The following is a 14,611-nucleotide window of genomic DNA, read 5'->3' on the forward strand; positions in this document are numbered from 1 at the left end:
TAACCAAATTTACACCATGGAATAACCGCTTAATTGATATATATGAAAAATAGCATTGCACTGGCAGCCTGCCTTTCGCTCGGCTTAGTCGCTCAAGCCGAGAAACCCCAGTGGGGTACCCCCGACACGATAGCACACTATCCCATAGGACCGGGGGCGGTGTATACCCACATCGAGTTTACTCAGAAACCTATCCAGCTCTTTCAGGTTACACTCGACCTGAACGACGAGTATAATGCCGTGGAGGTATATCCGTCGAACGGGAAGACTCCCGATGCCACGCGTGAGACCACCTCGTCGCAGTGTCGTAGCAATTCGTACGAAGGTCACCGGGCCTTCTTCGGTGTGAACCACGATTTGTTCCATTACAGCGGCCAGACTACGGCGGCGGGAATCAACGTGCGCAATGGCGAAATCATCAGCCATTACGGCGATTACGGACGGTCGGTCCTCTCAATCAACAAGGACAAGGTGGCCGAGGTATTTCCGCCCTGCTACGAGGCCAAGGTCATTTGCCCGGACCAGACCGAAATCAAAATCGACAACGTCAACGAGTCGGCCTACGGGATACAGTCTTATCGGAATTGTGTTCTCTTCAATACATACAGCAGCCTCACCCTTACGACCGAGGGACTCTATGCCAAGCTGGAGCCGCAGGGCGAGTGGATTATCAACGGTGAGCCTACCCCTTGCCGGGTGGTCTCGATAGGCCACACCCCCATACAGCCCGACGGGAAGAGCCATATTCTCTTCATGCGCAACGATGCCGCTACCCAGTTCGAGAGTCGGGTGCAGGTAGGCGATGTGGTGCAGATCGACCAGCGTTTTGTCAATACCACCTTTCCCAATTCGGGACTGTCGGTTCCGCCGGCCCAGCAGGTGCTGCAGGCCTTCCACGGTTGGCCCAGCGTCATCTTGAACGGCGAGCTGCATGACAAGGAGTATAACGACTTCGTGACTCCGGGGCGTGAGTTTCAGGACTATCCCTGCACGCTGGTGGGAATCACCAAAGACGGCAAGAAGCTCTTCATCATCACGGCCGACAAGGGCTCGATGGTCGAGGATGCCTACTATCTGGTAGAGCAGGGGGCTTGGAATGTGGTCAACTTCGACGGTGGCGGATCGGCCACGATGGTGGTATACGACCAGGTGGTCAATTCGCCCACCGATGGCAAGGAGCGTGCCGTGATGGACTCGTTCCAGGGCATCTCGCTGGCTCCCGACGACCCTGTCTTTTCGTTCCTCTCCTTCTCTAAACCCTCGATAAAGACTCACCCCCTGGGGGTAACACCACTGCGATTGCTGGCTCATAACCGCTACGGTATCGTCATCGACGACGACTGCCGCGAGGTCGAGTTCTCGTGCGAGCCCGAGGAGCTGGGCTATGTCAACAGCCGTGGCGAGTTCTGTGCCGGGCCGGTGGCCATGTCGGGTACGATAACGGCCCGCCGGGGCGACTCGACCTGCAAGATGCGGGTAACGATGAGTGGCACTACCGGCGAGCCTCGCCTCTGTATCGACAGTCTTTATATCGACGACATCCGGGAGTATCCCATCGAACTCGAGGCCGAAGCCAGTGGTGAGACCTATCGGGTGAACCCCGAGATATTGACGTGGAGCGTGACCGGCGACGACTGTTGCCAAGTGGTCGAAGGAGCTGTCAAGGGCGTGAAGAGCGGCCGGGCCATGTTGCGAGGCAGCTACGAAGGTACGACCGTCGAGTTTCCCGTGGTGGTCGAAATCGGGGCGGGCGAAATGGTGCACGAAGATTTTGCCGACGTTGCATCGCTGCCGGTAACCGCCAGTTCGGCCGTAGCCCAGATGCGTTTCGATTCGTCGATACTACCGGCCGGGTGGAGCGACGGCAATACCCTCGTCTTCGACCTGAATACGGGGCGGGCACCCAATATCGTGATTGACCACTCGATGCGTTTCTTCGGTTTGCCCGATTCGGTATCGATGCAGATTAAAAACTGGGATTCGATTATCAGCTCCATATCGTGCGAGTTTACCTGCCCGACCGGCTCGTGGATACATACCCTTACTCCCGAGGCCGACAGCGACTCGGTCTATGTAGTACCGTTGTCCGACCGGGGCGTGAGCGATTTCCCCGTGACGCTCGATAATCTCAAGATTTATCTCTCGACCCAGCAGAAGGGGACCGACCGGAAGATTTCGTTCCGCGATTTCAAGGCCTATTATCCGCACGAAGCCACCGACGGCATTGTGGCGCCCGTTCGGGAGCCGGGTCTTACGGTGTTCAAGAGTTCGCCCGGGAGCCTCATGATAGAAGGCCTTGCGACATACGAGGGGAGTGCCAGTGTCACCTTGTCGGACATGAACGGGCGTCGGCTGGTTATGCTCGAGACATCGGTTTCGCCGTCGGGTACCTGCGAGGTGTTGCTTCCGACTACACTCTCTCGAGGTGTTTATCTGGTTGGTGTACAGACTGAGACCGGCTTTCGGGTAGCAAAACTGGTGTGGTAAGCTCTCGCGACAATCACATAAGTGCAGGCGCTTCGACACAATCGTCGGGGCGCTTGTCTTTTTTATTCAAATATTATTCGTATATTTACTCACTTTTCTAAACCTGATAATATGAAGAAAGTCTTTATCACTTTGTGCGCGAGTGCCTTTTTGGGGATATCCTCGCTTTTTGCCTTACCGGCGAGGTCTATCCCCGAGACCGTAACCCAGCCCGACGGGACGGTAGTTACCGTTCGAGTGGTCGGCGATGAGTTTTATCATTATCAAATGACAGCCGATGGCATTCCGGTCGTTCGGGGTGCCGATGGCTTTTATCGGTATGCCGAACTGACCCCCGACGGTACGGTGGTGGCCGGGCAAGTGATAGCCCGCGATGCTCACCTGCGTACGGCTTCGGACAAGGTCTATCTCGAGCAGTTGGCCACCCGGCAGGTGTCGCAAGGGATGGTTGCCCAACGTCAGTTGAAGCGGCAACAGAAGCTGCGCTCGGTTACCCGCCGGGCCATGCAGGCCACTACGGGCGACGATGTACATGGTCTGGTGTTGCTGGTCGAGTTTAGCGACCAGAAATTTAATGCGGCAAATACCCTCGAAGACTTCAAGGAGATGATGAACAAAGAGGGGTACAACTATCAAGGGGCCATAGGCAGTGCACGCGATTATTTCATCGCACAGTCGGGCGGACAGTTCCGTCCCACCTTCGACGTGGTAGGCCCCATTACGCTCGACAAGACGATGGCCTACTACGGGGGCAACGACAAGTATACGGGTAACGACAGCCGTCCCGAAGAGATGGTTATCGACGCTTGCCGCAAGGTAGAGTCGACGGTCGATTTTTCCATCTACGACCGCGACAACGACGGTTTTGTCGATTTGGTCTATGTCATTTATGCCGGTTACGGCGAGTCGGCCAACGATAACGCCGGTTCGCTCGACGACACCATCTGGCCCCACGCCTGGTATATCTACCAGGGTGCCGGGAAAGAGGTTTCGGTCGATGGCAAACTGCTCGACGCATACGCCTGTTCGGCCGAGTTGCAGGGTAATACCGGGACCTATCGTGATGGTATCGGTTCGTTCTGCCACGAGTACAGTCACACGTTGGGTTTGCCCGACTTCTACGATACCAGCGGTTCCAACTATGGAATGAGTTCGTGGAGCCTGATGGATTACGGTTGCTACAACGGTCCCGATATGAACGGCGACGGCCATAGCGACGGTTCTGTACCCGTAGGCTATACCGCGTATGAACGCGAATTTTGCGGCTGGCTCACCATCGAAGAGCTGACCGAGCCGGCTACCCTCACGCTCGAAAATCTGGCCGATAGCAAGAAAGCCTACAAGATTGTATCGAGCGACCAAAATCAATACTTCACTCTCGAGAATCGTCAGCAAACGGGGTGGGATACCTACATGGCCTCTTCGGGCTTGATGATTCTGAAGGTCGATTACGACCGGATGATTTGGGATAACAATATCATAAATTGCGAGCCTACTCGCCAGCGCATGACCATCATGCCGGCCGATAACCATCGTAGCTTCTACGACGAGACGGGAGACCTCTATCCCTACAAGAATAACAACTCGTTTACCGACCAGAGCACACCGGCGGCAGTGACCAATACAGGGCTGTTGCTGGGTAAGCCGGTAACCAACATTACCCAGACAGACGGGGTGATTACCTTCGATTTCATGGGCGGCACGCCTGTCGATGCGCCCGTAGCCAACGAGGCTACCGGCATAACCGCTACCGGCTTTACGGCCAACTGGTCGCCGGTCGAGGGGGCTGCCAGCTATACCCTCTATGTCGACCGCCGTCAGCCGTCGGCCGGGGGTGAGATTCTGTTGTCGGAAGATTTTGCCAAATGTACGACTGCGGGTACGGCCAACCTGGGCGGAACCAATGCCTTCCAGACCGTAGACGGCCAATATTTCCAGACTTCGGGCTGGAGCGGCAAATACCTCTATCCCGAGGTGGGTATGATGAAGATGGGCAACTCGTCGAACGGTGGTGCCCTGTGTACCCCGGCCATCGACTTGTCGTCCAACGGCGGGACTTTCACGGTTCAATTTGCGGCTTCGCGTTACAACAACGATAAGGAGAAGACGGTGATGAAAGTCTATCTCGAGGGCGACGAGGCTCATGCCCAAACCACCGAGATGCTGCCGCTCGACCCCATGAATACCTATACGTTGACCTTTACCGGCGGCACGGCCAGCAGCAAGATCGTGTTCGAGTCGACCGCCGACAGCGGCAAGAAGCGGGCCTATATCGACAATATCGTGGTGTACAGCGGCGAGGTTCAGCCCGAAGCCATGGCCAAGCCGGCGGCGGTTGCAGCCGAGTGGCCCCTGGAGATAACGGGAATTACCGAGACCTCCTACACGCTTACCGCTCTCGAGCCGGGCTATCTCTATTCGTATAAGGTAAAGGCCGTGACGGCCGAGAACGAAGAGGGGGCTTACTCCAATGTGGTGAAGGTCGACTTGAGTTCGGGTATCTGCGATATTCTTGAGGTCAACCACCGCATCTATGCCGCCGAGGGTGGTGTCGTGATTGAGTGCGAATCTGCTCAACCGGTCGAGATTGTCAACCTGGCCGGTCAGGTGGTTGCGTCGACCGAGGTAAACGGCCGGGCCGTAGTGCCGGTACCGGCAGCCGGGGTTTACATCGTGCGTTGCGGTGCAGCGGCTACCCGCGTGATGGTACGCTGATAAGAATTGTCTCTATATGAAGAAGACCGGGGTCTGTGTTCGACGACCTCGGTCTTCTCTCTTTTTGTGGTTATGTAGAATTGAGAACTCAGATGCTTGCCTTGCGATTGCTCAGGCGGCTCTTCTCGGCCATGAAACCCATGATATGGCTCTCGACCGAAACCTCGATGGGGCTCGACAGGTAGCTGGGGTCGTTGTTGCCCACGGCGTTGATGAAGTCGCGGACCAGGCACAGGTCGCCGCCGCCGTGACCGTGGCCCACATAGGTCTTGACCTCTTCGACCTTGGCATCCCATACCCGCTTCTTCCCGCTGCGGAAATCGGTCACCGTGAAGGCACTCATGTCGCCCTCGATTTCGCCCCGGGTGGCCATGATTCGGGTACGCCGTCCGCCCTTGGCCATGAAGGCCTCCATCGAGAAGTTGGCCGTGACGCCATTCTGGAACTCCATACTGGTCACGTAGTGGTCGCACTGGTCGTTGTCCATCTGGAATACACAGCGCCCGTAGTTGGTGGTGCGCAGTACCTGCCGGATGGCATCGTCTTGCCGGCTGCGCTCCTTGGGCAGGTCGAAGGCATAGATGTGTTGCCGTTTCTTGATGTAGATATCCAGAGCCGAGTAGGGGCATTCACTCTCGTAAGGACAGTTGTCGATACAGCGTTCGGCGGCCCCTTTGGGCATGTTTTCGCGCTTGAAATAGGTAAGTGAGCCATAGGCGGCAATCGACTTGCAGGGCGAGCCTACCAGCCACCGGATGATGTCGAGGTCGTGGCACGACTTGGCCAGGATAATCGGGGTCGTCTCGCGCGAGTTGTGCCAGTTGCCCCGCACAAACGAGTGGGCCATGTGGGCATACTGTATGGGCTCGAGGTGCTGTATGCTGATGAGTTGCCCGATTTCGCCCGAGTCGATAATCTGTTTCAGGGCAATGAAGTAAGGGGCATAGCGCAGCACGTGGCATACCCCCACGATGGCCTTCTTTTTCAGGGCCAGGTCACGTATGTCGGTGCACTCTTTTTCGGTGGGGGCAATCGGTTTTTCGAGCAGGATGTGGTAGCCCATTTCGAGAGCCTTCATGCAAGGCTCGTAGTGCAGGTTGTCGGGCAGGCTGAGCACGATGGCATCGGCCATCTTGGGGCGGGCGAGGGCCTCTTTCCAATCGGTGAACCTGTTCTCCTGAGGCACGTTGTGGTCTTCGCTCATGTTCTCCAGCCGCAGCCGGTTGATGTCGGCCACACCCACGATTTTCATACAGTCGGGGTAGCGTTTGGCATAGCCGGCGTAGACGTTTCCGCGGTTGCCGGCACCGAGTACGAGAAAGGTCACCGGTCGGTCGACCGAGGCTTTCAAATCTTTTATCTGGGCATCGATATGTTGTACGTTGTCCGATTTCCCGTTGGCCAGAATCGAAGGCGCAAAGGCCGCACCAACGGCAGTAAGTCCCATAAGTTTTAAGAATTCCGAGCGTTTCATGTGTTAGATTTGTTTGAAAAGTGCTACAAATATAAAAAAGATAAAAATTCGAAACAATGTATTTCTGTTTTATTTTCGATTTATGTATATTTTATTTCGAATTTTATATTGTAACCCTCTTTTCTAATTTTTGTTAGCGCTATTGGGGATAAGGAAATGAATCGCTATATTTACTTATCGAAAACAAACAGACCTCTATGGAGCAGAACGATTGGCATGCGATTGTGGCAAAGCCGAGCCGAAAGGAGTCGATGGCTGCGGCTGTGGCCGAGTTGTTGCAACGGGACCCGAGTCTCGATGCCGTGATGGATATGGCGTTGGGGCAGGGGGCCGAAGCCTTTCGGGCGTCGCGATGTGTGGCGTGGGTTTACGAGTGGGACCGGGCTCTTTTTGCTCCATACAAGAGGCGGTTCGTATCCGATTTCGACCGCGTGGCTCATCCCGGGGTACGGCGCATATACGGCAGCCTCATGCACCATTTGTTGGAGCGGGGTGAGTATCGCCCCGACTGCAAAGCCGCCGAGCATCTGGCCGAGGTGGTGTGTAGCTGGAGCATAGAGCCCGGTGTAAAGGTGTCGACGCTCGTATGGACGCTCGCTGTTCTCGGACTGTTGGCCCGGCAAGTCGAGTGGGCCGACGATATGATAGCCCAACTCGTGGTCTTGAACGATCTGGACCGTTCGCCGGGCATGCGGGCCTTGCTGCGGCGGGTGCGAGCCAATCATTTAAAATAGCTTAAATGTATCTGATTCGCCCCGAGAACACGGGGTTATGAATTACATTTGTAGAGAGAAACCTGTGGTGGAAAGGAGATTTTATGATGAGAAAGTTTTTGTTTTTAATGGCTGCGGTCTCCCTGTTATTGACGGGTTGCCGATCGGTATCGGTCCTTTCGTTCGATGTGTGGCGACCGGCTAAAGTTACCTTCCCGCCGACCATCCAGCGCGTGACGGTCGTGAACAATTCGGCAGAGCCCAATGAAAAGGTAGGGAACAAATATACCGATATGTCGGGGCGTGAGTATACGCTGGTCGTTCCCCACGACAGCACCACCTATCGGTTGGCCGAGTGCATAGCTCTCGACTTGGCCGATGCGCACTACTTCCCCGAAATTACGATTTTCTACGACGACTCCATCACCTTGCCCAAGAGTCTCTATCCGTTGTTGTCGGCCGAACAGTTGGCCGTGATACGGGGTGGAGCCGACCAGACGGCGGTCGTATCGCTAGACCACACCGATATGGCCGTGAACATGGTGGACCAGACGGTGGTGGATGCCATGGGCGAAACCGTGTTCGTGACCGACCTCTCGGTGGCTACGACGTTGGGGGTGCGGGTCTACTGGCCCGATAAGGCCGAGCCTACTACCCAGATGGTGAGCGATACGGTCTACTGGCAATCGTTTGGCTATACGCCCGACGATGCCCACAGTTCGCTGCCTCAGACGGCCGGCTTCATTCAAGAGGCCATGCACCGCGTTTCCAAGCGGGTGCGCGATCTCTTCATCCCGCATGTCGATAATGTAGAGCGGTATATCTACACCTCTACCGAACCGGCCTTGAAAGATGCCTATGTCTTCTGGCAGCAGAAGAAATACACCGAGGCTTCGTATCTGTGGGAGTATGTCTACGAGGAGCAGAAGAGCACGACTCACCGGGCTATGGCTGCGGCCAACCTGGCGGTCTATAACGAACTGTTCGACCATTACGACGCTGCTATCGAGTGGGTAGAGAAGGCCATTTCGCTTTTTGAAAAGAGGGCGAACGGCGAGACAGCCGATGTGGCCATGCTGAAAGATTACAAGCGACAACTGCTCGAGCGGAGAAACGACAACTCTACCCTGCAACAGCAGATGTAGTTGTGGGTATGAAAATAGAAAAAGATTGGCGGGAGACCGAGTGTGTGAAACTCTTCTCCCGCCAATCTTTTTTGTGGCGTATCGGGGGCTTCGGTTAGCGTTCGAACAGTACCGTTACCGAGCCCGAACCTACGGCAGATGCCAGTCCGTCCGGGTTGTCTACCCGTCCGATGCGGGTGTAGCTGTATGAGGTCGAGAAGGTTTTGTAGAACAGCACAACGCACGACGAACCGTAGAGCATGATGTCGCCCGTCTGTATGGTACCCGGCGACGAGGCCTGAACAGGCAGGCTCTGGTCGAGGTATACATACTTTTCGTTGTTGTTCAGTTCGCTCATCGACAAGCTCATCGGCAGCATGGCGGCGAAGGCTTGGGCCGTAGCGTTATCGGCCAGTGTGGCCGTGAAGGTAGAGTTTCCTATTTTCAGTGTCATGGTTCGAGTGGTTTCGGGGCTGTCGCCGTTGTTATCGTCATTGTCTTCGTTATCACCGGGTGTATTGCCGGTATTGTCGCTGCTGTCGCTACTGCCTCCCGTCGGGGTATTGATTGTAGTCGTGGGGTCGTCGTTGCGATCGCACGCGGTAAAGGCCGGGCACGCGGTTGCGGCAAAGAGCAGGGCCAATGTCAAAAATAGCGGTCTCATACGCGTTATGCTTTAGATTCCTCTTCGGTTTCGATTACATGGATTAACCGGGCCGGAACACCGCCGACAACCGTGTTGGCTGCCACGTCTTTAGTCACAACGGCACCGGCTGCCACTACGGCATTGTCGCCGATGGTGACCCCTTGCAGGATGGTAGCGTTGGCACCTACCCACACGTTACGTCCCAACACGATAGGGGCGGGGTAGGTGGTTTTGCGGTCCTTGGGGGCGAGCCCATGGTTGAGTGTGGCAAATACGACGCCGTGCCCGATTTGGCAGCCGTCGCCGAGGGTGATGCCGCCGTGGTCCTGGAAGTGGCAACAGTCGTTGATAAAGACCTCTTCGCCCAGGTGTATGTTCTTGCCGAAGTCGGCATAGAGCGGTGGGAATACCCGAACCGTTGCCGGTATGGGTTGGCCGGTAAGTTGGGCAAGCAGTTCGCGTATCTCGTCGGGGGTGTGGTACGAGCCGTTCATCTGGCAGGTAATGCGCCGGGCCTCGTCGCTCATCTCGTTCATAAACTGTCCGATCTCGGGGCCGCAAAGCGGTTTGCGTTCGGCCGTATGTTTCAGAAATTCTTCGAGAGTCATGGCTGTCTCCTTATTTTAAGTATTGACGGAAGAATGCTTCGATTTTGTCGAAGGGAATGATGTCGGTGCGGTCGTACAGGTCGACGTGCGAGGCGCCCGGGATAATCAGCAGTTCCTTGTTGTCTCCGGTCAGTTTCTTGAAGGCATCCTGGCTGAAGTAGAGCGAGTGGGCCTTCTCGCCGTGAATCATGAGCACGGCACTGCGAATCTCGTTGCTGTACGTCAGCAGGGGCGTGTTGATGAACGAGAGGGCCGAGGTGACATTCCAGCCGCCGTTGGAGTTGAGCGAGCGTTTGTGGTATCCCCGCGGAGTTTTGTAATAGGCATAGTAGTCTTTGACAAACTGCGGAGCATCGTCGGGCAGCGGGTCTACCACGCCACCGGCCAAGGCATATGAGCCGTTGCGGGCATCTTCGGTGCGCTGGGCGTTGAGTTTCTGGCGCAGGGCGTAGCGTTGGTCGGCATCCATCGAGTCGAAATAGCCGTTGGCATTGACCCGGCTCATGTCGTACATGGTCGAGGTGACCGTAGCCTTGATGCGGGTATCGATGGCTGCAGCGTTGAGGGCCATGCCGCCCCAGCCGCAAATGCCCAGGATACCGATGCGCTCGGGGTCCACGTCGTCGCGTATCGACAGGAAGTCGACTGCGGCGCTGAAGTCTTCGGTATTGATGTCGGGCGAAGCCACATACCGGGGCTCGCCGCTACTCTCGCCCGTGTAGGAGGGGTCGAATGCCAGGGTGATGAATCCGCGTTCGGCTAGAGTCTGGGCATAGAGACCCGAGGCCTGCTCCTTCACGGCACCGAAGGGGCCCGATATGGCGATGGCCGGCATCTTGCCCTCGGCGTTTTTGGGGATATACATATCGGCGGCCAGTGTGATGCCGAACCGGTTCTTGAACTCTACACGCTCGACCGTTACCCGGTCGCTCGGTGCAAACGTCTTGTCGTTCTCTTGTGCTTGAATCGTAGTCATTGCAAACAGAATTAAAAACAGGGTAATGATAAAATTTTTCGTATTCATTGTCTCTCCATGAGTGAAGGGTGGGTTCGAGTCCCTTTTCTCGAGTACAAAAATAGAGGGTATTTCCCGCTTGGGTTGTATACGATTTACGGTATTTCATACCTGAATCTTGGTTTCCCGAGTGGCCTGTTCCCGGTTGTTGTCGATAAGGAATCTCGGCTTTACCCCTTACCACGAAGAGAGTCCTGTTTCTATCCGGTTTGCCGGTCAATCGAATATGACACCGGGGTTCATCTCGGCCGGTGAGCGCCAGCGGATGCCGTAGTCTTGGAAGAGAATGCGTTGAAGCGTGGGCCAATAGACAAAGCAGAATCCCATGCCGCGAGGTTCGTCGGCCAGCAGGGCGTGAGCTTTCTCGTCGGCTTCCGCAATGACCTCTTCATATTCGGCCGTCCATTCTATGGGGTCTTTGCGCAGGTGGCCGTCCTCCTCAATATCGTCGAAGCGTTTCTGGTCGGCCGCCATGATGTTGAGCGCGTAGCGTGTGATTTCGGCATTGAGTGGGTCGATGCCCATCTCCAGGTCTTCGGCCCGGTCGTCGCCGACTCCTTCGATGGCCTCGCGCTCGAGTTCCATCAGCCGCAGGCTGAGGCGCGGGTGGTCATATAGGGCCATTCGGGCCCGGTGGCATACGTTCCCGGCCATTACCCACTTTTCTTCGTCCTCGATAATTGCCGGGATGTATTTGGCAATCTCCCGGCACAAAGCGGCGTTTTTCCAAGAGGGGCCGAAATCCATGATGTATTCTTCGCACAGCAGCGCATCGGCACAAACCAGTTCGACGATGGCATCGGCATTGCCGGCATCTTTCTGCAACACGTCGAGTTGTTGGCGTCGTATCTCTTCCAAATCGGCAACCTGGTAAATTTTGCCGTCTATTTCTTGAGCCATGGTTGAGTGTAGTTAGGGAGTTAGCAAATTATATTTCACAATCGTATTGACGGGCAACGGCCTCGTAGCTGGCGATGAGTTCGGGGTCGGCCTGGTCGTCCTTGAGCATGTTCAGATAGGCGATAATCGATAGTCGGTGCCCTCGGTTGGCCGCCAGGCAATATTGCGAGAGGGCTGTCTTGTGGAAATTGTCGGCGCGTTCGTGGTCACCCTCCTTGCTCACGATTTCCGAGGCTATGTCGCAAATCCATCCCATGTAGTAGCGGCACCACAGCGAGCCGGCGTCGAGACCCCTCTGCATGTAGTCTACCAGGTTGTCGTCGAAGAAGCTCATGCCGTTCCTGAGGAAGTAGTTCATCAATACCAACCCGAGAATCTCGTAGCTCTCTTCGGCATCGGAATGCTCGTCGTAATATTTCGACAGCAAGTCGGCATACTCGGCCATCCGGGCATCCTTGTCGGGGTCGTCCATATCGGCCAGCCAGTCGTTGAGCAGGTTCTGTCCCTTGATGAGCAATCCCTCCCACGTACCGTCGGCAATCATCTGCTCGAGCAGTTCGCCGGCCATCTTCTCCTTGTGTCGGAAACCGTAGCGGGCCACGGCATCGAATATGCCCATGTCGGCACCATTCTCGCGGGCTATGGCGGCATAGCGGCATGCTTGCGGAATATGGCCCATGTAGGTGGCGGCATTGACCATCGACTGGAGTATGGCCAATAAGAGCCGTTCGGTGCGGTGCTCCAGGTCGAGCATCTGCTCGGCGGCCCATCGCAGATATTGCAGCGCATGGCTCATATCGACATTCCCGTACAAGGGTAGCATGTACATCCTGCCTATGCGATAGGCGGCCAGAGCGCGGTATTCGGGCCAGATTTTTTCGTCGTCGACTACCGACTGGTACAGTTGCGAGGCGCGGGTGAGGTATTCGCTGCCGGTCATGCCACTCTCGTGCAGGAAACTCCAGTGGTCGGGATTGGCAAACCAGTCGGCCGCATTCAAGGCCGATTGATAGTCGCCGGCTTCGCCCTCCCTTTGCCATCCCAGGACTGTCGCATACTCCTCTTCGAGGTTGGGGGTGGGAGTGCTGTCGTCCGATGGGTCGATAGCCTCTTTACATCGTTCGTATTGGGTACGGGCAGTATAGATGAGGTCGGTATAGTCTTCGTTGAGATCGCGCAACTTCTGCAATTCGAAGTAGCAGTTCCAAGCCCGTTCGGCCATATCGAGGGCTTCGTGATAGCGCCCCTCCTGATACAGGGTGCCGCTGGCGCTCAACGATGTTAATGCTTCTTTCTTCAGTTCGATTTTGTTCATGGTATGCGTAATGAGGGGGTATGACGATAAACAGATTGAGTCTCGGATACAATGAATAAGTCCCTATGATAATATCTCGGTGGCTAAAGGTATGGAAAATTTATAGGATTTCCATCGTTTTCGTGAAAAAATGTAGGATAATTGCTGAAAACATAGCATTCCGTATCCGATTCTCCTCTTTTGTCTTCGAGTACAGAGCTGGGGTGAGATTGGGTTTGATGCTTATGCTTGCATGGGATAACCCCATAAAAAAAGCATCCGGAGAAAATCTTCTCCAGATGCTTCTGTATAGTTTATAAAGCAGGGTATTAGCCTTGAATAGCGGCGATACCGGGCAATACTTTACCTTCGATAGCTTCGAGCAGGGCACCGCCACCGGTCGAAACGTAAGAAACCTGGTCGGCCAGACCGAACTTGTTGATACAAGCAACCGAGTCACCACCGCCAACGAGCGAGAAGGCACCGTTCTTCGTAGCCTCTACGATAGCGTCGGCAACAGCGCGCGAACCCGAGGTGAAGTTCTCAAATTCGAATACGCCCGTCGGACCGTTCCAGAGGATGGTTTTCGATTTCTTGATTACGTCGGCAAACAGAGCTTCCGATTTGGGACCGATGTCCATACCTTCCCAACCGTCGGGAATTTTGTCTACGTCGCAGAAGTCGGTGTGAGCGTCGTTCGAGAAGTCGTCGGCGATTTTGGCATCGACGGCCAGCACGAGGTTCACGTGGTTGGCTTTGGCTTTTTCAATCAGTTCGAGAGCCAGGTCGAGTTTGTCGTCCTCGCAGATAGAGTTACCGATTTTGCCACCCAGAGCTTTGGTGAAGGTGTAGGTCATACCACCGGCGATGATGAGGTTGTCGACTTTGGTCAACAGGTTTTCGATGATTTCGATCTTCGACGAAACTTTCGAACCACCCATGATGGCGGTGAAGGGGCGAACCATCTCTTTCATCACTTTGTTTACGGCAGCAACTTCTTTACCCATCAGATAACCGAACATTTTGTTTTCGGGGGTGAAGTATTCGGCCATCAGAGCCGTGGAGGCGTGAGCACGGTGAGCCGTACCGAAGGCGTCGTTTACATAAACGTCGGCCAGGCTGGCGAGGTCTTTGGTAAACTCTTTCTGGCTGGCTTTGATAGCTTTCTTGGCAGCAGCTTTTTCTTCGTCGCTGGCATCTTCGGCCAAGCCTCTGGGTTTGCCCTCTTCTTCGGCGTGGAAGCGGAGGTTCTCGAGCAGCAGCACTTCGCCCGGTTTCAAGGCAGCGGCAGCAGCTTTTACCTTGTCGCCTACGCAGTCGTCGACAAATTTAACCTCGGTGCCCAGCAGTTCGCTCAGGTGAGCTACGATGTGACGCAGAGAGAATTTATCTTCGGGACCTTTTTTGGGACGGCCCAGGTGCGAACCGATAATGAGGCTGCCACCATCGGCCAGAATCTTTTTCAACGTAGGCAAAGCCTTTACCATACGAGTGTCGTCGGTGATGTTAAAGTTCTCGTCGAGGGGAACATTAAAATCTACGCGTACAAATGCCTTTTTACCGGCAAAATTGTAATTGTCAATAGTTTGCATATCGTTTAATATTTAGTATGTAACTCGTTTCCGTTTGGCAAAT

Annotated in this window: 11 protein-coding genes; 4 read left to right on the forward strand and 7 right to left on the reverse strand. The window is 55.2% G+C overall.

Features of this window, described 5'->3' with window-relative positions:
* Positions 1-42: 42 nt before the first annotated feature.
* Positions 43-2,487: a phosphodiester glycosidase family protein gene (locus B5F38_RS00295; protein ID WP_143240869.1), complete on the forward strand. Its 2,445-nt coding sequence runs from the start codon at positions 43-45 to the stop codon at positions 2,485-2,487.
* Between the two features lie 111 nt (positions 2,488-2,598).
* On the forward strand, positions 2,599-5,202 hold the full coding sequence (locus B5F38_RS00300; RefSeq protein ID WP_087407324.1) for a M6 family metalloprotease domain-containing protein: 2,604 nt from the start codon (positions 2,599-2,601) through the stop codon (positions 5,200-5,202).
* 88 nt (positions 5,203-5,290) lie between these two features.
* On the opposite strand, the gene B5F38_RS00305 is transcribed toward B5F38_RS00300, so the two are convergent.
* Positions 5,291-6,676, reverse strand: coding sequence for a Gfo/Idh/MocA family oxidoreductase (locus tag B5F38_RS00305; RefSeq protein ID WP_087407325.1), 1,386 nt, complete (start codon positions 6,674-6,676; stop codon positions 5,291-5,293).
* Positions 6,677-6,873: 197 nt separating this feature from the next.
* On the opposite strand from B5F38_RS00305, the gene B5F38_RS00310 reads away from it, so the two are divergent.
* Positions 6,874-7,410, forward strand: coding sequence for a hypothetical protein (locus tag B5F38_RS00310; RefSeq protein ID WP_087407326.1), 537 nt, complete (start codon positions 6,874-6,876; stop codon positions 7,408-7,410).
* Positions 7,411-7,493: 83 nt separating this feature from the next.
* Positions 7,494-8,534: a DUF6340 family protein gene (locus B5F38_RS00315; RefSeq protein ID WP_143240870.1), complete on the forward strand. Its 1,041-nt coding sequence runs from the start codon at positions 7,494-7,496 to the stop codon at positions 8,532-8,534.
* A 94-nt stretch (positions 8,535-8,628) separates the two neighbouring features.
* Here the strand turns inward: B5F38_RS00315 and B5F38_RS00320 are convergent, their stop codons facing one another.
* The 6 genes from B5F38_RS00320 to B5F38_RS00350 form a co-directional block, all read right to left on the reverse strand.
* Entirely contained in the window at positions 8,629-9,177 is a 549-nt protein-coding gene (locus B5F38_RS00320; protein WP_087407328.1) for a cyclophilin-like fold protein, read from the reverse strand.
* Between the two features lie 5 nt (positions 9,178-9,182).
* On the reverse strand, positions 9,183-9,767 hold the full coding sequence (locus B5F38_RS00325; protein WP_087407329.1) for a DapH/DapD/GlmU-related protein: 585 nt from the start codon (positions 9,765-9,767) through the stop codon (positions 9,183-9,185).
* A 10-nt stretch (positions 9,768-9,777) separates the two neighbouring features.
* The gene (locus B5F38_RS00330) at positions 9,778-10,743 is read right to left on the reverse strand and encodes an alpha/beta hydrolase (RefSeq protein WP_241147775.1); all 966 of its coding nucleotides are present in this window, start codon (positions 10,741-10,743) and stop codon (positions 9,778-9,780) included.
* A gap of 255 nt (positions 10,744-10,998) precedes the next feature.
* A complete protein-coding gene (locus B5F38_RS00335) occupies positions 10,999-11,682 on the reverse strand; it encodes a hypothetical protein (RefSeq protein WP_087407331.1) in 684 nt (227 codons plus the stop codon).
* A gap of 28 nt (positions 11,683-11,710) precedes the next feature.
* Complete coding sequence (locus tag B5F38_RS00340; RefSeq protein WP_143240871.1) at positions 11,711-12,997, reverse strand: hypothetical protein; 1,287 nt, start codon at positions 12,995-12,997, stop codon at positions 11,711-11,713.
* Positions 12,998-13,305: 308 nt separating this feature from the next.
* On the reverse strand, positions 13,306-14,568 hold the full coding sequence (locus B5F38_RS00350; RefSeq protein ID WP_087407334.1) for a phosphoglycerate kinase: 1,263 nt from the start codon (positions 14,566-14,568) through the stop codon (positions 13,306-13,308).
* Positions 14,569-14,611: the final 43 nt, after the last annotated feature.

Source organism: Barnesiella sp. An22, assembly GCF_002159975.1.
GTDB classification, from domain to species: Bacteria; Bacteroidota; Bacteroidia; order Bacteroidales; family Barnesiellaceae; genus Barnesiella; species Barnesiella merdigallinarum.